Origin of the sequence: Chelatococcus caeni (assembly GCF_014196925.1) — a bacterium.
Classification (GTDB): Bacteria; Pseudomonadota; Alphaproteobacteria; order Rhizobiales; family Beijerinckiaceae; genus Chelatococcus_A; species Chelatococcus_A caeni.
Window position 1 is genome coordinate 571,136 of the sequence record NZ_JACIEN010000001.1, and the last position, 24,808, is coordinate 595,943.

At 68.3% G+C, this 24,808-nt stretch carries 23 protein-coding genes and 1 tRNA gene; 19 read left to right on the top strand and 5 right to left on the bottom strand.

From position 1 onward, the window contains the following. The first annotated feature begins 35 nt into the window (after window positions 1–35). From cysS to cimA, 3 genes are read left to right on the top strand one after another with little or no spacing between them, the layout of a single operon-like run. Entirely contained in the window at window positions 36–1,553 is a 1,518-nt protein-coding gene (gene cysS, locus GGR16_RS02860; protein ID WP_183315662.1) for a cysteine--tRNA ligase, read from the top strand. After that, complete coding sequence (locus GGR16_RS02865) at window positions 1,550–2,062, top strand: GNAT family N-acetyltransferase (protein ID WP_183315663.1); 513 nt, start codon at window positions 1,550–1,552, stop codon at window positions 2,060–2,062. The genes cysS and GGR16_RS02865 overlap by 4 nt, the downstream gene beginning before the upstream one ends. After that, complete coding sequence (cimA, locus tag GGR16_RS02870; protein ID WP_019400053.1) at window positions 2,059–3,660, top strand: citramalate synthase; 1,602 nt, start codon at window positions 2,059–2,061, stop codon at window positions 3,658–3,660. Before GGR16_RS02865 ends, cimA begins: the two co-directional genes overlap by 4 nt. 148 nt (window positions 3,661–3,808) lie before the next feature. Here the strand turns inward: cimA and GGR16_RS02875 are convergent, their stop codons facing one another. After that, entirely contained in the window at window positions 3,809–4,414 is a 606-nt protein-coding gene (locus GGR16_RS02875; protein WP_026014759.1) for an LOG family protein, read from the bottom strand. A 210-nt stretch (window positions 4,415–4,624) separates the two neighbouring features. On the opposite strand from GGR16_RS02875, the gene GGR16_RS02880 reads away from it, so the two are divergent. From GGR16_RS02880 to GGR16_RS02915, 8 genes are all read left to right on the top strand, one after another. Then, window positions 4,625–6,055 (top strand): LysM peptidoglycan-binding domain-containing protein, encoded by a 1,431-nt coding sequence (locus GGR16_RS02880; protein WP_183315664.1) that lies wholly within the window; start codon window positions 4,625–4,627, stop codon window positions 6,053–6,055. A 123-nt stretch (window positions 6,056–6,178) separates the two neighbouring features. Continuing rightward, window positions 6,179–8,104, top strand: coding sequence for an ABCB family ABC transporter ATP-binding protein/permease (locus tag GGR16_RS02885; protein WP_281380521.1), 1,926 nt, complete (start codon window positions 6,179–6,181; stop codon window positions 8,102–8,104). Between the two features lie 189 nt (window positions 8,105–8,293). Next, on the top strand, window positions 8,294–9,007 hold the full coding sequence (locus tag GGR16_RS02890) for a phosphatidylserine decarboxylase (protein ID WP_256374251.1): 714 nt from the start codon (window positions 8,294–8,296) through the stop codon (window positions 9,005–9,007). Window positions 9,008–9,046: 39 nt separating this feature from the next. Beyond that, the gene (gene pssA / locus GGR16_RS02895; protein ID WP_183315665.1) at window positions 9,047–9,925 is read left to right on the top strand and encodes a CDP-diacylglycerol--serine O-phosphatidyltransferase; all 879 of its coding nucleotides are present in this window, start codon (window positions 9,047–9,049) and stop codon (window positions 9,923–9,925) included. An 81-nt stretch (window positions 9,926–10,006) separates the two neighbouring features. Beyond that, window positions 10,007–10,225: a translation initiation factor IF-1 gene (gene infA / locus GGR16_RS02900; protein ID WP_026014757.1), complete on the top strand. Its 219-nt coding sequence runs from the start codon at window positions 10,007–10,009 to the stop codon at window positions 10,223–10,225. A gap of 55 nt (window positions 10,226–10,280) precedes the next feature. Beyond that, the gene (locus tag GGR16_RS02905; protein ID WP_183316313.1) at window positions 10,281–10,922 is read left to right on the top strand and encodes a Maf-like protein; all 642 of its coding nucleotides are present in this window, start codon (window positions 10,281–10,283) and stop codon (window positions 10,920–10,922) included. Between the two features lie 10 nt (window positions 10,923–10,932). Then, window positions 10,933–11,187 (top strand): DNA gyrase inhibitor YacG, encoded by a 255-nt coding sequence (gene yacG, locus GGR16_RS02910; protein WP_019400045.1) that lies wholly within the window; start codon window positions 10,933–10,935, stop codon window positions 11,185–11,187. Window positions 11,188–11,456: 269 nt separating this feature from the next. Continuing rightward, window positions 11,457–11,532: transfer RNA gene (locus tag GGR16_RS02915), tRNA-Phe, on the top strand. Window positions 11,533–11,903: 371 nt separating this feature from the next. Here GGR16_RS02915 and GGR16_RS02920 read toward each other — a convergent pair. The 4 genes from GGR16_RS02920 to GGR16_RS02935 form a co-directional block, all read right to left on the bottom strand. Beyond that, window positions 11,904–12,569: a hypothetical protein gene (locus GGR16_RS02920; RefSeq protein WP_183315666.1), complete on the bottom strand. Its 666-nt coding sequence runs from the start codon at window positions 12,567–12,569 to the stop codon at window positions 11,904–11,906. 326 nt (window positions 12,570–12,895) lie between these two features. Further along, entirely contained in the window at window positions 12,896–13,162 is a 267-nt protein-coding gene (locus tag GGR16_RS02925) for a hypothetical protein (RefSeq protein ID WP_019400043.1), read from the bottom strand. Window positions 13,163–13,338: 176 nt separating this feature from the next. Then, window positions 13,339–13,962, bottom strand: a complete 624-nt coding sequence (locus tag GGR16_RS02930) for a LysE family translocator (RefSeq protein WP_183315667.1) — start codon at window positions 13,960–13,962, stop codon at window positions 13,339–13,341. Beyond that, complete coding sequence (locus tag GGR16_RS02935) at window positions 13,959–14,606, bottom strand: FMN-binding negative transcriptional regulator (RefSeq protein ID WP_019400041.1); 648 nt, start codon at window positions 14,604–14,606, stop codon at window positions 13,959–13,961. The genes GGR16_RS02930 and GGR16_RS02935 overlap by 4 nt, the downstream gene beginning before the upstream one ends. Before the next feature lie 188 nt (window positions 14,607–14,794). Between GGR16_RS02935 and GGR16_RS02940 the strand changes: the two genes are divergently transcribed. The 8 genes from GGR16_RS02940 (at window position 14,795) to nirD (ending at window position 24,808) form a co-directional block, all read left to right on the top strand. After that, window positions 14,795–15,397, top strand: a complete 603-nt coding sequence (locus GGR16_RS02940; protein ID WP_019400040.1) for an ANTAR domain-containing response regulator — start codon at window positions 14,795–14,797, stop codon at window positions 15,395–15,397. Then, window positions 15,394–16,632, top strand: a complete 1,239-nt coding sequence (locus GGR16_RS02945; protein ID WP_183315668.1) for a CmpA/NrtA family ABC transporter substrate-binding protein — start codon at window positions 15,394–15,396, stop codon at window positions 16,630–16,632. Before GGR16_RS02940 ends, GGR16_RS02945 begins: the two co-directional genes overlap by 4 nt. Before the next feature lie 493 nt (window positions 16,633–17,125). Continuing rightward, entirely contained in the window at window positions 17,126–18,436 is a 1,311-nt protein-coding gene (locus GGR16_RS02950) for a CmpA/NrtA family ABC transporter substrate-binding protein (RefSeq protein WP_246372792.1), read from the top strand. Window positions 18,437–18,489: 53 nt separating this feature from the next. Continuing rightward, window positions 18,490–19,386, top strand: coding sequence for a nitrate ABC transporter permease (gene ntrB, locus GGR16_RS02955; protein WP_183315669.1), 897 nt, complete (start codon window positions 18,490–18,492; stop codon window positions 19,384–19,386). 12 nt (window positions 19,387–19,398) lie between these two features. Further along, window positions 19,399–20,196, top strand: a complete 798-nt coding sequence (locus GGR16_RS02960) for an ABC transporter ATP-binding protein (protein WP_183315670.1) — start codon at window positions 19,399–19,401, stop codon at window positions 20,194–20,196. A gap of 501 nt (window positions 20,197–20,697) precedes the next feature. Beyond that, window positions 20,698–21,987, top strand: coding sequence for an MFS transporter (locus GGR16_RS02965; RefSeq protein WP_026015064.1), 1,290 nt, complete (start codon window positions 20,698–20,700; stop codon window positions 21,985–21,987). Window positions 21,988–22,004: 17 nt separating this feature from the next. Continuing rightward, a complete protein-coding gene (gene nirB / locus GGR16_RS02970) occupies window positions 22,005–24,452 on the top strand; it encodes a nitrite reductase large subunit NirB (RefSeq protein WP_053194068.1) in 2,448 nt (815 codons plus the stop codon). 5 nt (window positions 24,453–24,457) lie between these two features. Beyond that, window positions 24,458–24,808: a nitrite reductase small subunit NirD gene (gene nirD, locus GGR16_RS02975; protein ID WP_026015066.1), complete on the top strand. Its 351-nt coding sequence runs from the start codon at window positions 24,458–24,460 to the stop codon at window positions 24,806–24,808.

A 24,808-nucleotide genomic window follows, 5' to 3' on the forward strand; every position in this document is an offset into this window, starting at 1 on the left:
TGCCCTCCCTGCCGGCGGCTAGGAGATCATCATCCATGTCTCAAGAGACGTTGCGGCTCCACAACACGCTGACGCGCACCAAGGAAGACTTCCGCCCCATCGATCCGGCGAACGTGCGCATGTACGTGTGCGGGCCGACGGTCTACGACTACGCCCATATCGGCAATGCGCGGCCCGTCATCGTCTTCGACGTGCTGTTCCGCCTGCTGCGGCACATTTATGGGGAAAACCACGTCACCTACGTCCGCAACATCACGGACGTGGACGACAAGATCAACGCCCGCGCCGCCCGCGATTATCCCGACCTGCCGCTCAACGAGGCCATCGCGAAGGTCACGGAGAAGACCGAGGCGCAGTTCCACGCCGACATCGCCGCCTTCGGCGTCCTTCCGCCGAGCGCGGAGCCGCGCGCCACGGGCCACATCGAGGAGATGAAGGCCATCATCGAGCGGCTCGTCGCCCGCGGCGTCGCCTATGTGGCCGAGGACCACGTGCTCTTCTCCCCGGGCGCCATGGACGCGCGCGGCAAGGCGCCGAAATACGGCACGCTCGCCCGCCGCTCGCTCGACGAGATGCTGGCGGGGGCACGGGTCGACGTCGCGCCCTACAAGCGCGATCCGATGGATTTCGTCCTGTGGAAACCCTCGAAGGAGGGCGAGCCCGGCTGGGCGAGCCCCTGCGGCATCGCGGTGAAGGGCCGGCCCGGCTGGCACATCGAGTGCTCGGCCATGGCCATGGCGAAGCTCCTCGAGCCCTTCGGCGGCGGCCTCGCCTGCGAAGACCCGGCGAAGAACGTCTTCGACATCCACGGCGGCGGCATCGATCTCGTCTTCCCGCACCACGAGAACGAGATCGCCCAGAGCTGCTGCGCCTTCGACACCGGCCGCATGGCCAACTTCTGGCTGCACAACGGCTTCCTCATGGTCGAGGGCGAGAAGATGTCGAAGTCGCTCGGCAACTTCGTCACCATTCACGAATTGCTCGCGACAGATAGCTTCGGCGGCCGCTCCTGGCCGGGTGAGGTGCTGCGCCTCGCCATGCTGCGCACGCACTACCGCCAGCCGATCGACTGGACGGTAAAGGCGCTGGAGGAGGCGGAGAAGACGCTGCGCGGGTGGGCAGCTGTGCTGGAGCAGCAGGAGGCCGCGCTGTCGGGTGCCGAGACGCCCGGGCACGGCCTCGTTGCGGCCCTGCTCGACGATCTCAACAGCGCCCAGGCCATCGCGGACCTGCATGGCCTCGCCGCGGACGCGCGCGGCGGCGATATCGAAGCGGCGCGCCAACTCGCCGGCGGGCTCGGGCTCCTCGGCTTCGAGCCGGGTCGGCTGGTCGCAACCTTCGGCGAGAGCGCCCTGCGCGAAGCCATGGTCGGAACCATGGACGGCGAGTGGGTCGACACCCTCATCGCCGCCCGCCTCGCCGCCCGCAAGGCGAAGAACTGGGCCGAATCCGATCGCATCCGCGACGAGCTTGCCGCCATGGGCATCCAGCTGAAGGACGGCAAGGATCCCGCGACGGGCGAGCCCGTCACCACCTGGGAGGTGAAGCGATGAGCGCCCAGGCGCTGCCCGCTCCCGCGCTCCGGCCCTTCCTGCCCGCCGACGTGCCGGAGCTCGCCGGCATCTTCCGCGAGAGCATCGCGGAGCTGACGGGCGAGGACTACAGCGAGGCGCAGCAGGAAGCCTGGATGATGCTCGCCGACGACGAACAGGCCTTCGGTGCCATGCTCGCCGGCATGCTGACCATCGTCGCCACCATCGGCGGCATGCCGGTGGGCTTCGCCGCGCTCAAGGGCGCCGATCACATCGACATGATCTACGTGCATCCGGAATTCGCCCGCCGGGGTGTCGGCAGTGCCCTGTGCGACGCGCTGGAGAAGCTCGCCGGCGCCCGCGCGGCAAAGCGCCTGACGACGGATGCGAGCGATACGGCGCGGCCTTTCTTCGAACGGCGCGGCTATCTCGCGCAGCACCGCAACACGGTCATGCGCGGCGAGGAATGGCTCGGCAGCACCCGCATGGAAAAAGCCCTGCCGGCGGCAGGGGAAGGACCAGCCTCATGACAACGCGAGAGCGCGTCTATCTCTACGACACCACCCTGCGCGACGGCGCCCAGACCACGGGCGTCGACTTCTCGCTGGAGGACAAGCGCCTCATCGCGGGCCTGCTCGACAAGCTGGGCATCGACTATGTGGAAGGCGGCTATCCCGGCGCCAACCCGCTCGATACCGAGTTCTTCGCGGCGAGGCGCACGGAACGCGCGAAGTTCGCCGCCTTCGGCATGACGAAGCGCGCCGGCCGCTCCGTCGCCAACGATCCGGGCGTGGCGGCGCTGCTGGAGGCGAAGGCCGACACCATCTGCTTCGTCGCCAAGTCCTGGGACTACCAGGTCACCGTGGCGCTGGAGACGAGCCTCGAGGAGAACCTCGCCGGCATCCGCGAGAGCGTCGCCGCGGCGAAGGCCGCCGGGCGCGAGGTGATGCTCGACTGCGAGCATTTCTTCGACGGCTACAAGGCCAACCGCGACTATGCGCTCGCCTGCGCCAAGGCTGCCTATGAGGCCGGCGCGCGCTGGGTGGTGCTGTGCGACACCAACGGCGGCACCTTGCCGGAGGAAGTCGCCGCCATCGTCGCCGACGTGGCGCGCCACGTGCCGGGCGACCATCTCGGCATCCACGCCCACGACGACACGGGCTGCGCCGTCGCCAATTCGCTCGCCGCGGTGAAGGCCGGGGCGCGGCAGGTGCAGGGCACGCTCAACGGTCTCGGCGAGCGCTGCGGCAATGCCAATCTCGTCAGTCTCATCCCGACGCTGAAGCTGAAGGACGGCTTCGCCGACCGCTTCGAGATCGGCGTCGACGAGGAGGCGCTCGCGGGCATCACCCAGCTCTCGCGCGCGCTCGACGAGATCCTCAACCGCGCGCCCAACCGGCACGCGCCCTACGTCGGCGCGAGCGCCTTCGCCACCAAGGCCGGCATCCACGCTTCGGCCGTGCTGAAGGACCCGCGCACCTACGAGCACGTGGCGCCGGAGAGTGTCGGCAACGTCCGGCAGGTGCTCGTCTCCGATCAGGCCGGCCGGTCCAACCTGCTCGCCGGGCTGGAGCGCGTGGGGCTCCACGTCGACCGCGCCGACCCGCGCATCTCCCGCCTGCTCGAGGCGGTGAAGGAGAAGGAGGCCCAGGGCTATGCCTACGAGGGGGCCGACGCCTCCTTCTTCCTGCTCGCCAAGCGCGTCCTCGGCGAGGTGCCGGAGTTCTTCATGGTGGAGCGCTTCAGCGTCAACGTGGAGCGACGCTACAATGCCATCGGCGAGCTCGTCACCGTGGCCGAGGCCATCGTCAAGGTGAAGGTGGGGGACGAGATCCTCATCTCCGCCGCCGAGGGCAACGGCCCCGTCAACGCCCTCGACCTCGCCCTGCGCAAGGACCTCGGCAAGTACCAGCGCTTCATCGAGGGCCTGGAACTCGTCGACTACAAGGTGCGCATCTTCCAGGGCGGCTCGGACGCCGTGACGCGCGTGCTCATCGAATCCGGCGACGAGACCGGCGAGCGCTGGTGCACCGTCGGCGTCTCGGCCAACATCATCGATGCCTCCTTCCAGGCCCTGACGGATTCGGTCGTCTACAAGCTCGTCAGGAGCGGCGCGGGAAGGGAGTGAGGGCACGCCCCGCCGTCATGCCCGCGCTTGTCGCGGGCATCCGTGCCTCTGGAACCTTGATGCTATCAGTGATTTGGATGGCCGGGACGAGCCCGGCCATGACGAGGCCGGCCATGACGAAGCCGGCCATGACGCGTGGAGTGGATCATCAGAACCGCTCGCCGAGCGGCACCTTGGCTTCCCGCTCCTCGTCGCTGACGCGGGCGGCCGCCTGCTCGATCATCGGTATCACGTCGCCCACCTTCTCGGCGACGAGATAGGATACCTCGAAGCCGGGGCGGATGAAGCCTTCGTTGCGCATGTGGGCGAAGAGCTGCAGCAGCGGACGCCAGAAGTCCTGCGTGTTGAGCAGCAGGACCGGCTTCCGGTGCTGGCCGAGCTGGGCCCAGGTGAGCTGCTCGACGAGCTCCTCCAGGGTGCCGATGCCGCCGGGCATGGCGACGAAGGCGTCCGCCCGTTCGTACATCATGCGCTTGCGCGTATGCATGTCCGGGACGACGATCGTCTCCTGGGCGTCCGTCAGCATCACCTCGCGCTTCTTGAGGAACTCGGGGATGATGCCCGTCACGCGCCCGCCCGCATCCAGCACGGCGCGCGCCACGGTGCCCATGAGGCCGATGTTGCCGCCGCCGTAGACGAGGCCGATGCCCTTCTCGGCCATGGCGGCGCCGAGTGTTTTTGCCGCAGCCGCGTGGGCAGCCTCGTCCCCGGCGGCCGAGCCGCAGTAGACGCAAATGGATCGAATCTTGCTCATGACTTAGCGGTTTGCTCGGCCCGGCGCCTCCGGTCAAGTCACGAAGCGTGAGATGTTCCGGAACGGCACAGGCAAGGTTGGTGTGGGACGATCGATATGGCAAGGCTTGCCGCCGGCAAGCGTAAATGTGCCGCCGGCTCAGAAGGATATGGCGAGCGCAGGCCAACGCCGCTAGCTTGGGCAATCGGATAATCGGGGGTTAGTCGCATTATGGTCCTGTCCCGCAACTCGCAAATTGCCATTGCGGTCGCAGGGGTTATCGCCCTGGGGCTCATCATCTATCTTTTCGGCATTCCGCGAGAGGCCGGGCAGGAAACACAGCGCGAGGTGCCCGTTGCCGCGACCGATGCGCCGGCCCGGGAGACGCCCGCGGTGCCGCCGGCGGCAGCCGGCGACAAGCCGTCGGTCGACCAGCCTTCGGCTGAGGCGGCGAAGCGTGGGGAAGCGGGGGCGCAACAGCAGGCGGGGGCCGTACCCGCCGCGCCGCAGGCGCCGGCCGATGCGCCGGCAGCGCCGCAGCCCGTCGTGCCGTCCTTCGACATCGTACGCGTCGAGCCGAGCGGGGAGGCCGTCATCGCCGGCCGCGCCGCGCCCAACGGCAAGGTCGTGCTCCTGCGCAACGGCGAGCCTTTCGCCGAGGCGTCGACCGATGCCGCGGGCCAGTTCGCCATGACGCCGCCGGCCCTCCCGGCCGGCACGTTCGAACTGACCCTGCGCCTGACCGATGCCGAGGGGCGCACGCAGAATTCCGGCCAGTCGGTCACGGTGGTGGTCGCCGACGACAAGAAGCAGCAGCCCATGGTCGCCCTCGCCACGCCGAACGCACCGACGCAGGTGCTGTCGCGCCCCGAGACGACCGTCGCCCAGGGAACTCCGGTCGCGCCGCAGGACGCTCAACAGGGCGCTCAGGAAACGCCGCCCGCCCAGCCTGCCGAGGACGGTGCCGCCCAGGCGCAGCCGCCCGCAGATGCGGCGCCTGCGGTGCCCGGCACCGGTGCCCCCGCGGCGGCGGATTCGCCGGCGGCGGGGCAGGCGACCGAGCGGGTCGGCGTCGCCATCGATGCGGTCGACGTCGAGGGCGGGGGCAGGCTGTTCGTGTCGGGCCGCGGGGCCCCCGGCGCGACGGTGCGGCTCTATCTCAACGAGAGCTATCTGGCCGCCGGCAACGTGCCGGCCGACGGGCGCCTGTCCTTCTCCGTCGAGCGCGGGGTGGCGCCGGGCGACTACCGCGTGCGCCTCGACGATGTCGACCCGGGCACCGGGGCCGTGCTGTCACGCGCCGAGGTGCCCTTCACCATGCCCGGGCCGGAAGCGGCGGCGGGCGCCCCGGCCGCACAGGGAACCGTGGCGCCGACCGGGCCGGTCTCGCCCGAGGTCTCCGGCGTCCCGGCCGGGCAGGGCGAGGCGGCGCCGGCCGAAGCTGCCCGCCCGTCCGGCGGCGAGGGTGTCGTCGTGGTGCCCGAGGTGCGCACCGCGAAGGTTTCCCGCGGCGACAGCCTGTGGCGGATCAGCCGGCGCATCTACGGCCACGGCATGCGCTACACGGTGATCTACGACGCCAACCAGCAGCAGATCCGCAACCCGGACCTGATCTATCCCGGCCAGGTCTTCGTGCTGCCCAACGGCGGCGCGCAACAGTGACCGGCAGCGCGGCGCCTCCTGTCGAAGCGCCGCGCTTCGCCACCGCACGCCTGTCACCGGCAGGGTGCACAAACGGTCGGGCGGGCCTATATCAGGGGTTCGTTCTGTCTGGAATCATTCTGAATGGCTGACCAAGCAACCGGCCTCGCCGCGCCGGAAACGGCCGCGCAGGGGCCTGCCGCAGCGCCGCACCGGCCGGGCATCGCAGGCACCATGGTGCGGCTGTGGCCCTACCTGTGGCCGCACGACCGGGCGGACCTGCGCCTGCGCATCTACATCGCCTTCGCCCTGCTCCTGGCGGCGAAGATCGTCACCGTCCTGATGCCCTACAGTTTCAAATGGGCGACGGACGCGCTGACGGGCGAGCTCGGGGGTGCCGGCGCGCAGGCGACGGCGCCGCTATGGGCCGGGGCGGTGGCGCTCACGGTGCTCTACGGCCTCACCCGCATGCTCATGGCCGGGCTCACGCAATTGCGCGACGGCGTCTTCGCCTCGGTGGCCATGAATGCCGTGCGGCGCCTGGCGCTCAAGACCTTCGAGCACATGCACCAGCTGTCCCTGCGCTTCCATCTGGAGCGCAAGACGGGCGGGCTGACGCGCGTCCTCGAACGCGGTCGCACCGGCATCGAGGAGCTGGTGCGCCTTGCGGTGCTGCAACTCGTGCCGACGATCATCGAGTTCGTGCTGGTGATGGCCATCCTGTGGCTGCAGTTCGACTGGCGCTACGCCGCCGTCGTCTTCGCCATGGTCGTCGTCTATCTCGCCTACACCTACCAGGCGACGGAGTGGCGCATCGGCATCCGCCGGCGCATGAACGAATCCGACACCGACGCCAATACCAAGGCCGTCGATTCGCTGCTCAACTACGAGACGGTGAAATATTTCGGCGCCGAGGAGCGCGAGATCCGCCGCTACGACCGCTCCGTCGAGCGCTACGAGCGCGCCAGCGTCGAGACCTACACCTCGCTCGCCGTGCTCAACGCCGGCCAGGCCATCATCTTCACGCTCGGCCTGACGGCGGCCATGGTGATGGCGGTGTTCGACGTGCGGGCCGGCCGCACCACGGTCGGCGGCTTCGTCATGGTCAACGCCATGCTGATCCAGCTCTACATCCCGCTCAACTTCATGGGCATGCTGTATCGCGAGATCAAGCAGGCGCTCATCGACATCGACGACATGTTCTCGATCCTCGCCCGCCACCCGGAGGTGAGCGACAGGCCGGGCGCCGCGCCGCTCGTCGTCGGCGAAGGCACGGTGCGCTTCGAGGACGTGCGCTTCTCCTACGTGCCGGAGCGCGAGATCCTCAAGGGCATCTCCTTCGAGGTGCCGGCCGGGCGCACGGTCGCCATCGTCGGCCCCTCGGGCGCCGGCAAGTCGACCATCTCGCGCCTGCTGTTCCGCTTCTACGAGCCGAGCGGCGGCCGCATCCTCATCGACGGGCAGGATATCGCCGCCGTGCAGCAGGCGAGCCTGCGCGAGAAGATCGGCATGGTCCCGCAGGACACGGTGCTGTTCAACGACACCATCGGCTACAACATCCGCTACGGCCGCTGGGAAGCGGCGGAGGAGGACGTGGCCGAGGCTGCGCGCCTCGCGCAGATCGACACCTTCATCCGCTCCCTGCCGGAGGGCTACGACACGCCGGTGGGCGAGCGCGGCCTCAAGCTCTCGGGCGGCGAGAAGCAGCGGGTGGCGATCGCCCGCACCATCCTCAAGGGCCCGCCCATCCTGGTGCTCGACGAGGCGACCTCGGCCCTCGACAGCTTCACCGAGAAGGAGATCCAGGACGCGCTGGACCGGGTGTCGCGCGGCCGAACGACGCTGGTCATCGCCCACCGCCTCTCCACCGTCGTCGGCGCCGACGAGATCATCGTGCTCGACAAGGGCGTGATCGCCGAGCGCGGCACGCACGACGCGCTTCTGGCGGCCGGCGGCCTCTACGCCGCCATGTGGAACCGCCAGCGCGAGGCCGACGAGGCCCGCGAGAAGTTGAAGCGCGCCGCCGAGGAGGAGGGCGAAAGCCTGCGCATGAGCCTGACGGCGGGTTGACGGGCGCGCCAAGGCCTGCCATCCCACTGCGCCACGCGGGTCCCGTATGGGGCGCGGGTTGCGAGCAGCGCCGCTGCCGCAACGGCGCGCATCCGCAGGGTTTGCGGTTTCATGACGGAACCGGCTTCCACCGGCCGGATGACGATTTCCGCCAAGGGGACGGCGTCCGGTCCCGGCGGCACAGTGCCGATGCGAGAGCAAGAGATGTCCATCTACGAATCGATCCGCAAGACGCTGACGCCGATCCACAAGGAGGGCTATCCCTTCATCGCCATCGCGGCGGTGGCCTCGCTCGTCCTCGGGCACCTGTGGGCGCCCTTCGGCTGGGTCGGCCTCATCATCACGCTCTGGATCTGCTACTTCTTCCGCGATCCCGAGCGCGTGACGCCGACGCGTGACGGCCTCGTCATCGCTCCGGCGGACGGGCGCGTCAGCGGCATCGCCACCGTGGTGCCGCCGCCGGAACTCGCGCTCAGCGAGGAGCCGCACACGCGCGTCTCCATCTTCATGAACGTCTTCGACTGCCACGTGAACCGCGCCCCGGTTCCGGGCCGCATCGCGCGCATCGTCTACACGCCCGGCCTGTTCATCAACGCCGAGCTCGACAAGGCGAGCGAGAACAACGAGCGCAACGGTCTCGTCATCGAATCCGGCCCCCACCGCATCGGCGTGGTGCAGATCGCCGGCCTCGTCGCCCGGCGCATCGTCAGCTTCGTGCACGAGGGCGACACGCTCGTCACGGGCGAGCGCTTCGGCCTCATCCGCTTCGGCTCGCGCGTCGACGTCTACCTGCCGGCGGGCATCCAGCCGCTCGTGGCGCTCGGCCAGCTCACCATCGCCGGCGAGACGGTGATCGCCGACCTGAGGTCCGAGGAGGGGCCGCGCGCCTTCCGCAGCGCCTGAGGTTGTGCCGGCGGCGCCTTTGCCCGAGAATGATCCGCGATGACTGACCTTTTCCCGCCCTTCGCGCCGGATCCGGAGGAAGCGCGCCGCCGGCGCTTCACGCCCATTCCGCTGCGCGTGCTGGTGCCGAACGTCATCACCCTGCTTGCGCTCTGCCTTGGCCTCACCGCCATCCGCCTCGCCATCGAGGAGCGGCTCGAGCTCGCGATGATCGCCATCGTCATCGCCGCCATCCTCGACGGCATCGACGGGCGCGTGGCGCGCCTGCTCAAGGGCACCTCGCGTTTCGGCGCGGAGCTCGACTCGCTGGCGGACTTCGTCAATTTCGGCGTCGCGCCGGCGCTCATCCTCTACAGCTTCGTGCTGCACGAGCTGAGGTCGATCGGCTGGATCGCGGCGCTCGTCTTCGCCATCGCGGCGGCGCTGCGCCTCGCGCGCTTCAACGTCATGATCGACGACCCGGCCCGGCCGGAGTGGCAGAAGAACTACTTCGTGGGCATGGCCGCGCCCGCAGGCGCCATCTGCGCCCTCCTGCCGATCTATCTGCACATGCTCGGCCTGCCGGTCGACGGCATCGCGGCGCCCTTCGTCGCCGCCTATCTCGTCGGCATCGCCTTCCTCATGGTCAGCCGCATCCCGACCTATGCGGGCAAGACGCTGGGCAGCCGCGTGCCGCGCGAGAAGGTGCTGCCGCTCTTTGCCATCGTCGTCCTTTTCGCGGCGCTGCTCGTCAGCTTCACCTTCCAGGTTCTCGCCATTGGCGTGATCGTCTATCTCGCGCTCATTCCGGTGGGCGTCATGCGCTACCGCCGCATGGCGCGCGCGGAGGCCGCCCGCCCGAGGGCGGCTGAAGCCGCCGCTGCCGTGCCGGCCGAAAACGCGGGCGAGACGCCGCGCAGCGGGCCGGCCGACATGTGAAATCCTTCCAATGGCCCAGTTCACAAGACTTCGTCTTTCGATTACGTTCCGCGCCGTTTCGCTGTCAGATCTGGTCAGAGCATGTCGAAAGAAGAGCTGCTCGAGTTTCCTGGGGTCGTCACCGAATTGCTTCCCAACGCGATGTTTCGTGTGAAGCTGGAGAACGATCACGAAATCATCGCCCATACGGCGGGCAAGATGCGCAAGAACCGCATCCGCGTCCTCGCCGGTGACCGTGTCCTCGTCGAGATGACGCCCTACGACCTGACCAAGGGGCGCATCACGTACCGCTTCAAGTGATGCAGCCGCGGCGCGCGCGGCCCGCCCCACGTTCGATGCGGAGAAAGGTTTGTCCTTGAAGCCCAACCCGGCCGGTGGCTGGCGCCCCAGGCTCATACTGGCATCAGGCTCGCCCCGGCGGCTCGCGCTCCTGCAGCAGGCGGGGCTCGAGCCCGACGCCGTCCTGCCGGCCGATCTCGACGAGACGCCCCGGCGGGGCGAGAAGCCGCGCGACTACGCCCGGCGCCTTGCGCGCGAGAAGGCGGAAGCCGCGCTCGCCGTGGCGCGCGGGCGCGAGGAGCTGGCCGAGGCCTTCCTCGTCTCCGCCGACACGGTGGTTTCCGTCGGCCGGCGCATCCTGCCCAAGGCGGAGGTGGTGGACGAGGCGGCACAGTGCCTGCGCCTGCTCTCCGGCCGCGTGCATCGCGTCCACACCGGGATCTGTGTCGCGACGCCCGCCGGCAAGCTGCGCGAGCGGGTGGTGGAGACGCGCGTGCGCTTCAAGAACCTGTCGCGCGACGAGCTCGAGAGCTATCTCGCCTCCGGCGAATGGCGCGGCAAGGCCGGCGGCTACGCCATCCAGGGCCTGGCCGGTTGCTTCGTCGTCAAGCTCGTCGGCTCCTACACGGCCGTGGTGGGCTTGCCCCTGCAGGAGACGGTCGCCATCTTGGAGGGCGAAGGCTACCCCGTGCGCCTCAGCTGGCTCAATGCCGTCTGACGGGACGCCGATGCCTCAGGGAGTTCGAACCATCAAGGATTTCGAGACGAAGCCGGCCAACGACGAGGCAAGGGCCCCGGGTTGCCCCATCTGCGGCAAGCCGCGTGTCGAGCGCTGGCGCCCCTTCTGCTCCTCGCGCTGCGCCGATGTCGACCTCAACCGCTGGCTGAGCGGCAGCTACGCCATCCCCGCCGCCGAGGACGACGACCTGCCCGACGACGGCGGGGCGGGCGAGGGCGCCCGGCGCCGCGGCGGCGAGGACTGACCGCGACCGCGGCGACGACCGCCCTTTCAGTCTTGTCACGGATTGCGTCATGGCCGGGCTTGTCCCGGCCATCCACGCCTTTGAGCATGTCGCGGGCTTCCCCGGGACCGGCGGCCCGGGACCGGCCCGGCATGAGGGCAGGGACAGTGCTGCCGGCAGCGACGGACCGACGGGCCTGTGGATGCAACCATCACCCGACTGGACAGGCGCTGTCGCACTCTCTATAAGCGCATCGTCCGCAGCGGCGCCGCAAGGCGCGGCGAGCGTGGGCCCAGATAGCTCAGTTGGTAGAGCATGCGACTGAAAATCGCAGTGTCGCTGGTTCGATTCCAGCTCTGGGCACCATTTCCCTCTTTCCCTTCGATCGCAGTCCTGACAGAAGCCCACTGAACCGGGTGCTTTTGCCTGTTGTTTCCCGTGCTGAAGCGTGCGCTCGCGCGTGGGCAGTCCCAAAAATTATATTGGTACATTCTCGGCCTGATACCAACAGGGGCGAGGAGCTGTCGGGACGCTCGGAAACCGGGCCTAACGCGGCGAAAAGGATCCGATAGCGCGGTCTGCATCTGATCGCTTCCACGGGCGCGGGGGGAGCTCTGATGGTGAAGCCAAGCTGGCTCGCGAAGGATGTGCCGAAGCAACCATCAGCAAGGTGATGCCGCGTTGACCTGTTCAGTGATGGCCAATTCCTCGGCGCCTCGACTTCGCCCGTTGGCTCGTCATTCTCGCAGAAGCATCTTCAGACATTCGACAAAATTATTGAGTTGCTTGTCCGAGCGGCTTCTACCGCCATCGGGGTCGGTCGCCACAATGTCAAAGTCGACTGACATAACTAGGTCCCGCTCTGCGCTATTCTGATCGAAACCGATTTTCAACCGTTTCTCCTTCGCCCCTTCGGCGAGGATTCTCAAGAAGGTGTTGGCGTGGAAGACACCGAAAAGGCTACCGGCCTCCGGGTTAGGTACTGTCCGGACCAACTCGTCGAGGTTCGAGCCGAGAGTGTCGCTTGTCAGATAGATGCGCGTTGGCGGCGACGGGGTTGCATGCGCTTCGAGTTGAGCGTCCCAGTCGAGCTTGGAGGGTGACACCTTCAACAGGCCGGCGAACTTGCGTGCGTCATGAGTGGGGATCGACAACACGCCAACGGAACCAGCCACCTTCAGCAAATCTCCGCTTCCATAGAGATGATCGCGAAGGAATACGTTGTACTCGAGAGCGCAGCCGGTTCTTGCGCCATTTTCCATGATAGGCTCACTAAGAACGAACTGGGTGCCGACGAGTGCGTCAATGGCGGCCTGCAATTCGTTGCTGTAGGCGCTCACGGGTTGGCTGACAAAGGCGCAGGCGAACGCTATTTTAGGTAGTTTCAGCTGCGACAAGTTCATTCGCCCGATCATGGCCAATACCCGATTACCCTCCGGCAAGTTCTGCACGAGGCCGCAGCGTCTCGCAAGATGCGAACCGCTATCCGTTTCCTCCACCTGGATCGAACCGACAGGAAGACTTGACCTAGGAGGGTGGGAGACTCCCGCGGAGCTTGGGTAGTAGGGGTTGAGGAGAATGTGTGGCCTGCATTGGGCACCATTTCTCTTGCGAATTTTCTGCCCCTGATCTGTTTATCGGATTGGGGCCGATCTGCTTGCGGCCATGACGGCGTTCTTCGCGGAATGGGGCAGGTCGCGGCGTCGAACCAAGGCGGTCCTGCTGCGTGTCACTCATACTCGGCGTCGTGGACGGCGGCGCCGGGGCGCTGCTCATCGAGGCTTTGCCGGTAGCGGATGCAGCCGCGCAGGAACTTGGGCCATGGGGGGACGGCAATGTCCGGATCCAGCCGCTCCGGCAGCAATTGCCAGAGCTGCGGATGATGCCAGCACAAGGCATGGCCGGTGGCGTCCCGATGGGCGCGGATACCGGCCCTGAGGCGGCGCACCTCTTCCTCCAGCCGTTCGCGGCTCATGCCCTTGAGATCGTCGTCCATCTTGCAATGCGCAGCTTCACAGGTCCGGCACGAATGTCGCCCCGGAAACGGTCCGGCGGTTGTCCCGCGAGGCCGCCGCCAGCGGCATTTCGCCGAGCCTTGACACCACCGCAACATTAGCACGATGCACAGGCTGAGGCAGTCCGCCGGGGCTGTGTGTCGGTAGCCCCTCTCGTTCACCGCTCCAGCAGCAGCCGCATGCCGAAGGCGGCGAGGAGGGCGCCGAGGATCCGCTCGCCGATCCTGCGGCAGCGCTCATAGACGCGGCGCACTTGCGGCTGCGAGAGGACGAGCGTCACCGCCCCGTACCACGCGACCTCGATGGCATAGGCGCCCGCCAGGATGGCCAGCTTCGCCGCCAGCGAGGTCTCGGGCGGGACGGCGGCAGCGTAGAGGCCGACGAAGAAGGCGATCGCTTTCGGGTTCGACAGGCACATGACGAAGCCGCGCCTGAAGCCGGGCATGAAGCGCGACTCGTCCGCTCCGTCTGCCGCGGCGAGCGGGCGGGCGGCGCTGCGCCATCCCTCGATGCCGAGCCAGATGAGATAGAGGCCGCCGGCGATCTGGACGGCACGCGCCAGCCAGCCGATCTCGGCAAGGATGACGGAGAGCCCCGCCATGGTGAGCACCGCATAGATGGTCGCGGCGCTTGCGAGGCCGAAGGTGGCGCCGTAGGCGGCGCGCCGCTCGCCGGCGGCGGCCATGCGCGAGACGAGCGCGAAGCTCGGCCCCGGGCTGACCACGATGGCGGCATAGATCGTCAGGGTGGCCGCGATGGTGGCGATGTCGGCCGCGGTCATGGGTTTGACACCCCGCCGTAATCCCGCACCAGCCGCTCCATCCGCGCGGCCTGCGGGTCGGTCTCGGCGGCGAGGCCTTCGGCGACGCCGATGCGGTCGGGGGCGGGGCGGTTCTGGCTCACCTTCCACTTGCCGTCGATGGCCTCGATCGTCATCTCGATGCCGACGATGCCCTTGAGCTGCGCCGCCACGAAGTCTTCCGGCGCGTCCGTCACGGCCCAGGGCTCCATGCGGCCGCCCTCGTGCTGCGCGGTCAGCGCCGTGATCTGGCGCCGCAGCCACTCCTTGTCCTCGATGACGCGCACGGGGCCGCGCACCTGCACGATGGCGTAGTTCCAGGTCGGCACGACCTTGCCGGTTTCCTTCTTCGTCTCGTACCAGGAAGGCGTGACATAGGTGTCGACGCCCTGGAAGACGGCGAGGGCGGGCTCACCGGCCGCGAGCGCCTGCCATTGCCGGTTGGCGCGGGCCAGATGCGCCCTGAGCACACCCTTGGGCGCCGCTTCCGCATCGAGCAGGAACGGCACCGGGTTGGCGAGGGGGCCGTCCTCGCCCGAGGTGATCATAAGGCCGAGCGGATGGGCGCGGATCAGCGCGTGCTGGACCTCGAGCCTCTCCTCGCGGAAATGCGGCGGCTGGTACATCGAATTCCTCCATCGGCCCCGCGGCCGCGGTCGCGCGCGCGCCTCAGGCCTATTCTTAAGCGTCTTCGCGTTGCTGTGCCACGGGCGCGGTTGCGTCCTGGCGAGCGGCTATGCGAGTGGCAGGCCGTGCCCGATCTTTTTGCAACATGCCGCGTTGCACAAAACGGCGGCATGAGCATGATGCGGGCATGCCCCGTGCGTCGCTCGCCATTCTCGTGATCGATGAAAACCGCATCCGCGCCTCCATCATCGAGGCGGGGCTGCGCGAGGCCGGCCATGACAACGTCGCCCTGGTGCACGACGTGACGGGCATCGCCCGCCGCATCGCCGAGATCAACCCCGACGTCATCGTCATCGACCTCGAGAACCCCAACCGCGACATGTTGGAGAACATGTTCCAGCTCTCGCGGGCCGTGAAGCGCCCCATCGCCATGTTCGTCGACCGCTCCGACCAGGCCTCCATCGAGGCGGCGGTCGAGGCCGGCGTGTCGGCCTATGTCGTCGACGGGCTGAAGCAGGAGCGGGTCAAGCCCATCCTCGACATGGCCATCAGCCGCTTCAACGCCTTCGCCCGCCTGGCGCGGGAGCTGGAGGAAGCGCGCAGCGAGCTCGCCGACCGAAAGCTGGTCGAGCGCGCCAAGGGCATCCTCATGAAGTCGCGCGGCATGACGGAGGAGGCGGCCTATGCCCTGCTGCGCAAGACCGCGATGAACCAGAACCGCAAGATCGCCGAGATCGCCCAGAGCCTCGTGACCGCCGCGGGGCTGCTCGAACCGGGAGACGACGCATGAGCGAGGCGCCTTACGAGATCGCCGCCGGCTTCATGCCGCTGCTCGACAGCGCGCTCGTCGTGGCGGCGCACGAGAAGGGCTTCGCCGAGGCCGAGGGCGTCGCGCTCAAGCTGGTGCGCGAGACCTCCTGGGCCAATATCCGCGACAGGCTCGCGGTCGGCCATTTCCAGGTCGCGCACGTGCTGGCGCCGATGCCGATCGCCTGCAACCTCGGCCTGACGCCGCTCGCGGCGCGCTCGGTGGTGCCGATGGCGCTCGGCCTCGGCGGCAATGCCGTCACGGTCGCCAACGCCCTGTGGCAGGCGATGGCCGGGCACGGCGCCGTGCCGGACCTCGGCCCGCGCGCGGCGGGGGAGGCGCTGCGCGCCGTGGTGAGGGAGCGTGGCCGGCAGGGCCTGCCGCCGCTGCGCTTCGCCGTCGTCCACCCGCACTCCGGCCACAACTACGACCTGCGCTACTGGCTCGCCGCCTGCGGCATCGATCCCGACCGGGCGGTGGAGATCGTCATCCTGCCGCCGCCTTTGATGGCGGATGCGCTCGGCTCCGGCGTCGTCGACGGCTATTGCGTCGGCGAGCCGTGGAACACGGCGGCCGTGATGCTGGGCACGGGCCGCATCGCGACCGTGAAGGCGAAGATCTGGCGCTCCAGCCCCGAGAAGGTGCTCGCCGCCGACGCCCGCTGGGCCGAGGCTGCGCCCGAGGCGCTGGCGGCCCTGCTGCGCGCGCTCTATCGCTCGGCCGAGTGGTGCGCCGATCCGGCCAACCGGCAGGAGCTCGCCGCCATCCTGTCCGCGTCCGCCTATGTCGGCCGGCCGGCCGAATGGCTGATGCCGGCGCTCACGGGCCGCCTCGCCATCGGGCCCGATGCGGCGATGGCGGTCGAGGACTTCTTCGTGCCGCAGGCGCGGGGCGCCACCTTCCCGTGGAAGAGCCACGCGCTCTGGTTCTACAGCCAGATGGCGCGCTGGGGGCAGGTGCTCCACACGCCGGCGAATGCGGCCGTCGCGCGTGAGACCTACCGGCCCGATCTCTACCGCGCCGCGCTGAAGCCGCTCGGCGTCGCGCTGCCCGGCGCCAATGCCAAGGTGGAGGGCGCGCTGACGCGGCCGACCCCCGTCGGCTCGGCCGGCGCCAGCCTGATCCTCGGCCCCGACGGCTTCTTCGACGGCAGCCTGTTCGATCCGGACGATCTTGACGCCTATATCGCCGCGCAGGGGGCGGCCGAGGCGGTGTGAGGGGCGGCTATGATACCAGTTGCCCTGATCACGACCGTCATGCCCGCGCTTGTCGCGGGCATCCACGCCTTGCACGGTGAGCAAGATCAAAGGCGTGGATGGCCGGGACGAGCCCGGCCATGACGGATTGGATGCGTCGGAAGGCAAGCTGACTGCATTTTCAGCATCCTTGTGCGCTGCACAATAAAGGTGCGGTGTGCCGCCGCGATCTGACCAAGCCTTGGTCGCTTGTCCACAGGCCTCTGTTCGCGTTCCCGAGAATTAGTCCATTGTGAAACCACACAATTCCGGCGCGTGGCGGACTTGGCACGCTTCCTGCGTTGCCCTTCCGTGAGGCCATAGGGCCGACATAGGGCGTCCAGCGTCGGGCGCTGCTGGCAAAGCTGCCGATCAGGGAAAGCGCGTCCGGGAGGAGGGCGCCTGTTCCTGGCCGGCGGCTTTTTTGTTGCGCAGCACACCGATCGCGGATGCCGCCTGCTCCAGAGGGGACGACATGAAACGGACGCAGACGACCACCCTTTCCATGGCTCCCGGGCGCCGTGCCTTCCTGAAGGGGGCTGGCGCCACCGCGACCTTCCTCGCCGCCAAGGCGCTGCTGCCGGCCGGCGCCCATGCCGCCGGCTCGGGCCCCGAGGTCACCGGCGCGCGCCTCGGCTACATCGCGCTCACCGATTCCGCCCCGCTGATCATCGCCAAGGAGAAGGGCTTCTTCGCCAAATACGAGGTGCCGGACGTCGCCATCGAGAAACAGGCGTCCTGGGGTGCGACGCGTGACAACATGGCGCTCGGCGGCGGCGCCGGCGGCATCGACGGCGGCCACATCCTGAGGCCGAAGGTCCACCTCTATTCCTCCGGCGCCGTGATGCAGAACGGCCAGAAGCTGCCGATGTACACGCTCCTCAACCTCAACGAGGACTGTCAGGGCATCTCCGTCGCGCAGGAATATGCCGAGACGGGCGTGAAGCTCGATTCCGGTGCCTTGAAGGAGGCTTTCGCCAGGAAGAAGGCGTCCGGCAAGGACGTGACGGCCGCCATGACCTTCCCCGGCGGCACGCACGACCTGTGGATCCGCTACTGGCTTGCCGCCGGCGGCATCGACCCGGACAAGGACCTCAACCTCATCGTCGTGCCGCCGCCGCAGATGGTGGCCAACATGAAGGTGGGCAACATGGACTGCTTCTGCGTCGGCGAGCCGTGGAACGAGCAGCTCGTCAACCAGAAGATCGGCTTCACCGCGACGACCACGGGGGAGATCTGGTTCCGCCATCCGGAGAAGGTGCTCGGCATGCGCGCCGACTGGGTGGACAAGAACCCGAAGGCGACCCTCGCCATCCTGATGGCGGTGATGGAAGCCCAGCAGTGGTGCGAGAAACAGGAGAACAAGCAGGAGATGGCCGAGATCATCGGCCGGCGCCAATGGTACAACGTGCCGGTCAAGGACATCATCGGCCGCATCAAGGGCGACATCAACTACGGCAACGGCCGCACCGTCGCCGGCTCCGACCTGCTCATGAAGTTCTGGGGCGAGAAGGGCGAGACGTCCTATCCGTGGAAGAGCCTCGACACCTGGTTCATGATCGAGAACATCCGCTGGGGCAAGTTCCCCGCGTCGGTCGACGTCAAGGCCATGGTCGACGCCACCAACCGCTCGGACCTGTGGCTCGCGGCCGCCAAGGGCCTCGGCCTTGCCGACTTGCCGGCCGGTGACAGCCGCGGCGTGGAAAAGTTCTTCGACGGCAAGACCTTCGATCCCGAGAACCCCTCCGCCTATCTCGACAGCCTCGCCATCAAGGCCGTCTCGTGAAAGCCGGCCGGCGGCCTGCGCCGGCCCCTTCCGCCAAAACGAGGGCAAGCCCCATGACATTGCCGTCCATCAAGGGCGATGCGATCGCCGCATTCCCCGCCGAGCGCCAGAAGGCGACGGTGGTGACGCTTCCGCCCGCCGTGTCCCGCAGATTCGATATCACCGCTCTTGCCACGCGGCTCGCACAATCCATCGTCCCGCCGCTCGTCGTCCTCCTCGTCCTCCTCGCCGTGTGGCAGGTGGCCTTCTCCGGGCCCGGCTCGTCGCTGCCGCCGCCGAGCGAGATCTGGAACGAGAGCAGCGACCTCATCCTCGACCCGTTCTTCGTCAACGGCACGCAGGACATCGGCCTCGGCTGGCGCGTCATCGTCTCGCTGGAGCGGGTCGCCATCGGCTTCGGCCTCGCCGCTGTGGCGGGCGTGCTGCTCGGCGCGCTCGTCGGCCAGTCGGTGTGGATGATGCGCGGGCTCGATCCGATCTTCCAGGTTCTGCGCACGGTGCCGCCGCTCGCCTGGCTGCCGATCTCGCTCGCCGCCTTCATGGATTCCCGGCCGTCGGCGATCTTCGTCATCTTCATCACGGCCATCTGGCCGGTGATCATCAACACCGCCGCCGGCGTGCGCAACATCCCTGAGGACTACCGCAACGTCGCCCGCGTGCTGCGCCTCAACCAGGTGGAGTTCTTCTTCAAGATCATGGTGCCCGCGGCGGCGCCCTACATCTTCTCGGGGCTCAGGATCGGCGCCGGCCTCTCCTGGCTCGCCATCGTCGCGGCCGAGATGCTGACGGGCGGCGTCGGCATCGGCTTCTTCATCTGGGATGCGTGGAACTCCTCGCGCCTCACCGACATCATCGTGGCGCTCGTCTACATCGGCCTCGTCGGCTTCCTGCTCGACCGGCTGGTCGGCTTCGTCGGCGTCATCGTCACCCGCGGCGCCGCGGCCAGCTGAGGGAGAAGACCCATGAGCGCCTATCTCAAGCTCGACTACATCGGCAAGAGTTTCTCGCGCGGCGGCAAGGTGAGCGAGGTCCTGCGCGACATCCGCCTCACCATCGACGAGGGCGAGTTCGTCTCCATCATCGGCCATTCCGGCTGCGGCAAGTCGACCCTGCTCAACCTCGTCGCCGGCCTGACGCCGGTCTCCTCCGGCGCCGTGCTCCTGGAGAACAGGGAGGTCAATGCGCCGGGGCCGGACCGCGCCGTCGTCTTCCAGAACCACTCGCTGCTGCCGTGGCTCAGCGTCTACGACAACGTGGCGCTCGCCGTCACCAAGGTCTTCCGCGGCCGGAAAAGCAAGGCCGAGCGGCACGCGTGGATCATGGAGAACCTCGACCTCGTGCAGATGGCCCACGCGGCCGACAAGCGGCCGGGCGAGATCTCCGGCGGCATGAAGCAGCGCGTCGGCATCGCCCGGGCGCTCGCCATGGAGCCGAAGATCCTGCTGCTCGACGAGCCCTTCGGCGCCCTCGACGCGCTGACCCGCGCCCATCTGCAGGACCAGATGATGGATATCCACGCGCGGCTCGGCAACACGATGATCATGATCACGCATGACGTCGACGAGGCCGTGCTCCTCTCCGACCGCATCGTGATGATGACCAACGGGCCGGCCGCCACCATCGGCGAGGTGCTGGAGGTGCCGCTGCCCCGCCCGCGCGAGCGCCTGGCGCTCGCCTCCGACCGCACCTACCTGCGCTGTCGCGAGGCGGTGCTGAAGTTCCTCTACGAGCGCCACCGCTTCGTGGAGGCCGCGGCGTAGGAGCAGCGCGAGGTCTCCAATCCCCTCCCCCTTGCGGGGAGGGGTAGGGGTCTGGGTGGTCAGCATGCAGGAGGCCGTGTCCTTGCGTCCTGCCCCCCACCCCCAACCCCTCCCCGCAAGGGGGAGGGGAGCAGTCGCGCTCCTTGCAGCAAGGCACGCGTCGAGCCCGACGCGTTGTGCGCTGCACAAGAAATGGGCGGATTGCTGCGCCGCTCAGCAATTCGGCAGGGCAGGGCAGAGGCTGCCAAACCGCCGGCAAAGCGCTCCAACGTATTGTAACAACTAAAAATTCGCCTCCTTCCTTTGAGTTGGCACGCCTCGTGCAAGAAAGAGGGCGAAGGCCGTCAGGGCCGACATATGGCGTCCAAGGGCGGGCGCCGCAGGCAAAGCTGCCGATCGGGTGAACCCGCGCTTCCGCCGGAGGAGGTGCGTGCGGCCCGGCCGGCGGCTTTTTTGTTTTGCTTTTCCAATCGCGGCCGCGGGCCGCCAACGGAGCCGATGATGACCGCACCCCACCAAGCTGCGCCCGGCAAGGACGAAGCGACGCGGGCTCTCGCCATGTCCACCATCGCCTTCACCATCTGCTTTGCGGTGTGGACGATCTTTTCCATCATCGCCGTGCGCATCAAGGACGAGCTCGGCCTCACCGAGACCGAGTTCGGCCTCCTCGTCGGCACGCCCATCCTCACCGGCTCGCTCGTGCGCGTGGCGCTCGGCGTGTGGACGGACCGCTACGGCGGCCGCCTCGTCTACACCGCCACCATGCTGGCGGCGGCCATCGCCACCTTCCTCCTCGCCTTCGCCCAGACCTATCAGCAGATGCTGGCCGCCGCGCTGGGCGTCGGCCTCGCCGGCGGGGCCTTCGCGGTCGGTGTCGCCTATGTGGCGCGCTTCTACCCAGCGGAGCGGCAGGGCACGGCGCTCGGCATCTTCGGCGTCGGCAATGTCGGCGCCGCGGTCACCAAGTTCGTCGCGCCCTTCATCCTCATCGCCTGGGGCTGGCAGGCGGTGGCGCTCATCTGGGCGGCGGTGCTCGTCGTCATGGCGCTCGTCTTCTGGTTCACCACCGAGGACGACCCCGTCATCAAGGCGCGCCGCGCCGGCCTCGCTCCCGCCCCGAAGGGCTTCTGGTCGGAGTTCGCGCCGCTGAAGAACGTGCAGGTGTGGCGCTTCGCCCTCTACTACTTCTTCGTCTTCGGCGCCTTCGTCGCGCTCGCCCTCTGGCTGCCGCGCTACCTCATCGGCGTCTACGGCTTCGACATCAAGACGGCCGGCATCGTCGGCGCCGCCTATTCGATCCCCGCCAGCATCTTCCGCGCCTATGGCGGCGCCCTGTCCGACCGCATCGGCGCCCGCGCCGTCATGTACCGCACCTTCGCCGTCTCGGCGCTCGCCACGCTCGTCCTGTCGCTGCCGACGGGCGACTATGTGCTGCGCGGCATCAACGGACCGGTCGCGCTCCATGTCGAGGTCGGGCCCGTGCTCTTCATCGCCGTCGCCTTCGTCCTCGGCTTCGTCATGAGCCTCGGCAAGGCGGCGGTCTACAAGCACATCCCGGTCTATTACCCGCAGAACGTCGGCGCCGTCGGCGGCCTCGTCGGCATGATCGGCGGGCTCGGCGGTTTCGTCCTGCCGATCGCCTTCGGCGCGCTCAACGACCTCACCGGCCTGTGGTCGAGCTGCTTCATGCTGCTCTTCGCCATCGTCGCCGTCTCCTTCGTGTGGATGCACGTCGCCATCCGCCGCATGGAGCGCCGCGCCGCCGGCGGCCTCAGCTACGCCGCCCAATGAACAACGGATTGACGGACATGACCCAGAAACTCGTCGTCGTCGGCGCCGGCATGGCCTCGGGCCGCGCGCTGGAACATCTCTTCGAAGCCGCCCCCGGAGCCTTCGAGGTCACGCTGTTCGGCGCGGAGCCGCGCGGCAACTACAACCGCATCATGCTCTCCCCGGTTCTGGCGGGGGAGAAGAGCTACGGCGACATCGTCACCCACGACGCCGCCTGGTATGCCGAGAACGGCGTCGCCTGCCGCTTCGGCGAGACGGTCACCAAGATCGACCGCAAGCGCAAGGTCGTCGTCTCCAAGGGGAGCGAGACGCCCTACGACAAGCTCCTCATCGCCACCGGCTCGGCGCCCTTCATCATTCCCGTGGCCGGCAAGGACCTGCCGGGCGTCATGGCCTTCCGTGACCTCGACGACGTCAACGCCATGGTGGAAGCCGCGCGCAAGCCCGGCGCCAAGGCTGTCGTCATCGGCGGCGGCCTGCTCGGCCTCGAGGCCGCGGCGGCGCTCAAGCTGCGCGGCATGGACGTGACGGTGCTGCACCTCATGGGCCACCTCATGGAGCGCCAGCTCGACCCCGCCGCCGGCTATCTCCTGAAGAAGGAGCTGGAGGGCCGTGGCATCAAGGTCCACGTCAAGGCGCAGACCAAGGCGATCCTCGGCGACGGCCGCGTGGAGGCCGTGGCGCTGGAGGACGGCACCATCTACCCCGCCGACATCGTGGTCATGGCCGTCGGCATCCGACCCGAGACGCGCATCGCCGTCGACGCCGGCCTCTATGTGGAACGCGGCATCGTCGTCAGCGACCAGATGGTCACCTCGGATCCGGACATCCTCGCCGTCGGCGAGTGCGTCGAGCACGAGAACGTCTGCTACGGCCTCGTCGCGCCCCTCTATGACATGGCCCGCGTCGCGGCCAAGACGCTTATCAAGGAGGATGCCGCCTTCCGCCCCGTCGAGACGGCGACGCAGCTCAAGGTCACCGGCATCAACCTCTATTCCGCCGGCGACTTTGCCGACGGCGACGACCGCGAGGAGATCGTGCTGCGCGACGCCTCGGCCGGCGTCTACAAGCGCCTCGTCCTCAAGCAGAACCGCATCGTCGGCGCGGTGATGTATGGCGAGACCTCGGACGGAGCATGGTTCTTCGACATGCTCCGCAAGGGGACGGACATCGCGGAGATGCGCGAGACGCTCATCTTCGGCCAGGCCTACCAGGGAGGGTCCCCGCTGGACCCTACGGCGGCCGTTGCAGCCTTGCCGGATGATGCGGAGATCTGCGGCTGCAACGGCGTGTGCAAGGGCAAGATCGTCTCGGCGATCACGAGCAAGGGCCTGACGTCGCTCGATGACGTCCGCGCCCATACCAAGGCCTCCGCCTCCTGCGGCTCCTGCACCGGCCTCGTCGAGCAGGTGATGAAGCTGACGCTCGGCGACAGCTACAACCCGGCCGCCGTGCAGCCCATGTGCACCTGCACCGACCTCGGCCACGACGACGTGCGCCGCCTCATCAAGGCCAAGGGGCTCAAGACCATCCCCGCCGTGATGCAGGAGCTGGAGTGGAAGACCTCCTGCGGCTGCGCCAAGTGCCGGCCGGCGCTCAACTACTATCTCGTCTGCGACTGGCCCGACGAATATGCCGACGACTACCAGTCGCGCTTCATCAACGAGCGCGTGCACGCCAACATCCAGAAGGACGGCACCTATTCGGTCGTGCCGCGCATGTGGGGCGGCGTGACCAATGCCGCCGAGCTCAGGGCCATCGCCGATGTGGTGGACAAGTTCAACATCCCGGCCGTGAAGGTCACCGGCGGCCAGCGCATCGACATGCTGGGCGTGAAGAAGGAGGACCTGCCGGAGGTCTGGGCCGATCTCGGCAAGGCCGGCTTCGTCTCCGGCCACGCCTATGCCAAGGGCCTGAGGACGGTGAAGACCTGCGTCGGCTCCGACTGGTGCCGCTTCGGCACGCAGGATTCGACCGGCCTCGGCATCCGCATCGAGAAGTTCATGTGGGGCTCGTGGACGCCGGCCAAGGTCAAGATGGCCGTCTCCGGCTGCCCGAGGAATTGCGCCGAGGCGACCTGCAAGGACGTCGGCGTCATCTGCGTCGACTCGGGCTTCGAGATCCACTTCGCCGGCGCGGCGGGGCTCGACATCAAGGGCACCGAGAAGCTCGGCCTCGTCGCGAGCGAGGAAGAGGCGCTCGAGGTCATCGTGGCGCTCACCCAGATGTACCGCGAGCAGGCGCGCTATCTCGAGCGCATCTACAAGTGGGCCAAGCGCATCGGCTACGACGAGATCCGCCGCCAGATCCTCGACGACAAGGACAGGCGCAAGGCCTATTTCGACCGCTTCGTCTTCTCCCAGAAGTTCGCCCAGGTCGACCCTTGGTCGGAGCGCGTCTCCGGCAAGGACAAGCACGAGTTCAAGCCGATGGCGAGCGTCGGCTTTGCTGAAGCGGCGGAGTGAAGGCGATGAGCGACTGGGTTGAAATCGGCCGGCTGTCCGACATTCCGCAACGCGGCGCGCGCTGCGTCGACACGCCCATCGGCCGCATCGCGGTCTTCCGCACGGCGGCGGACGAGGTCTATGCCATCGAGGACCGCTGCCCGCACAAGGGCGGCCCCTTGAGCCAGGGCATCGTCCACGGGGCGCAGGTCACCTGTCCGCTGCACAACTGGGTGTTCTCGTTGGAGACGGGCTTCGCCCAGGGCGCCGACGAGGGCGCCGTGCGGACCTTTGCGCTGAAGCGCGACGGCGAGCGCATCCTGATGGACGCCTCGGCCATCCTGGCGGCGGCCGCCGCACGCATCGCGGCCGAATAG

Coding starts and splice junctions, on each gene's coding strand:
- cysS (WP_183315662.1), top strand. CDS start 36: ATGTCTCAAGAGACGTTGCGGCTCCACAACACGCTGACGCGCACCAAG.
- GGR16_RS02865 (WP_183315663.1), top strand. CDS start 1,550: ATGAGCGCCCAGGCGCTGCCCGCTCCCGCGCTCCGGCCCTTCCTGCCC.
- cimA (WP_019400053.1), top strand. CDS start 2,059: ATGACAACGCGAGAGCGCGTCTATCTCTACGACACCACCCTGCGCGAC.
- GGR16_RS02875 (WP_026014759.1), bottom strand. CDS start 4,414: ATGAGCAAGATTCGATCCATTTGCGTCTACTGCGGCTCGGCCGCCGGG.
- GGR16_RS02880 (WP_183315664.1), top strand. CDS start 4,625: ATGGTCCTGTCCCGCAACTCGCAAATTGCCATTGCGGTCGCAGGGGTT.
- GGR16_RS02885 (WP_281380521.1), top strand. CDS start 6,179: ATGGCTGACCAAGCAACCGGCCTCGCCGCGCCGGAAACGGCCGCGCAG.
- GGR16_RS02890 (WP_256374251.1), top strand. CDS start 8,294: ATGCGAGAGCAAGAGATGTCCATCTACGAATCGATCCGCAAGACGCTG.
- pssA (WP_183315665.1), top strand. CDS start 9,047: ATGACTGACCTTTTCCCGCCCTTCGCGCCGGATCCGGAGGAAGCGCGC.
- infA (WP_026014757.1), top strand. CDS start 10,007: ATGTCGAAAGAAGAGCTGCTCGAGTTTCCTGGGGTCGTCACCGAATTG.
- yacG (WP_019400045.1), top strand. CDS start 10,933: ATGCCTCAGGGAGTTCGAACCATCAAGGATTTCGAGACGAAGCCGGCC.
- GGR16_RS02920 (WP_183315666.1), bottom strand. CDS start 12,569: ATGAACTTGTCGCAGCTGAAACTACCTAAAATAGCGTTCGCCTGCGCC.
- GGR16_RS02925 (WP_019400043.1), bottom strand. CDS start 13,162: ATGGACGACGATCTCAAGGGCATGAGCCGCGAACGGCTGGAGGAAGAG.
- GGR16_RS02930 (WP_183315667.1), bottom strand. CDS start 13,962: ATGACCGCGGCCGACATCGCCACCATCGCGGCCACCCTGACGATCTAT.
- GGR16_RS02935 (WP_019400041.1), bottom strand. CDS start 14,606: ATGTACCAGCCGCCGCATTTCCGCGAGGAGAGGCTCGAGGTCCAGCAC.
- GGR16_RS02940 (WP_019400040.1), top strand. CDS start 14,795: ATGCCCCGTGCGTCGCTCGCCATTCTCGTGATCGATGAAAACCGCATC.
- GGR16_RS02945 (WP_183315668.1), top strand. CDS start 15,394: ATGAGCGAGGCGCCTTACGAGATCGCCGCCGGCTTCATGCCGCTGCTC.
- GGR16_RS02950 (WP_246372792.1), top strand. CDS start 17,126: ATGAAACGGACGCAGACGACCACCCTTTCCATGGCTCCCGGGCGCCGT.
- ntrB (WP_183315669.1), top strand. CDS start 18,490: ATGACATTGCCGTCCATCAAGGGCGATGCGATCGCCGCATTCCCCGCC.
- GGR16_RS02960 (WP_183315670.1), top strand. CDS start 19,399: ATGAGCGCCTATCTCAAGCTCGACTACATCGGCAAGAGTTTCTCGCGC.
- GGR16_RS02965 (WP_026015064.1), top strand. CDS start 20,698: ATGACCGCACCCCACCAAGCTGCGCCCGGCAAGGACGAAGCGACGCGG.
- nirB (WP_053194068.1), top strand. CDS start 22,005: ATGACCCAGAAACTCGTCGTCGTCGGCGCCGGCATGGCCTCGGGCCGC.
- nirD (WP_026015066.1), top strand. CDS start 24,458: ATGAGCGACTGGGTTGAAATCGGCCGGCTGTCCGACATTCCGCAACGC.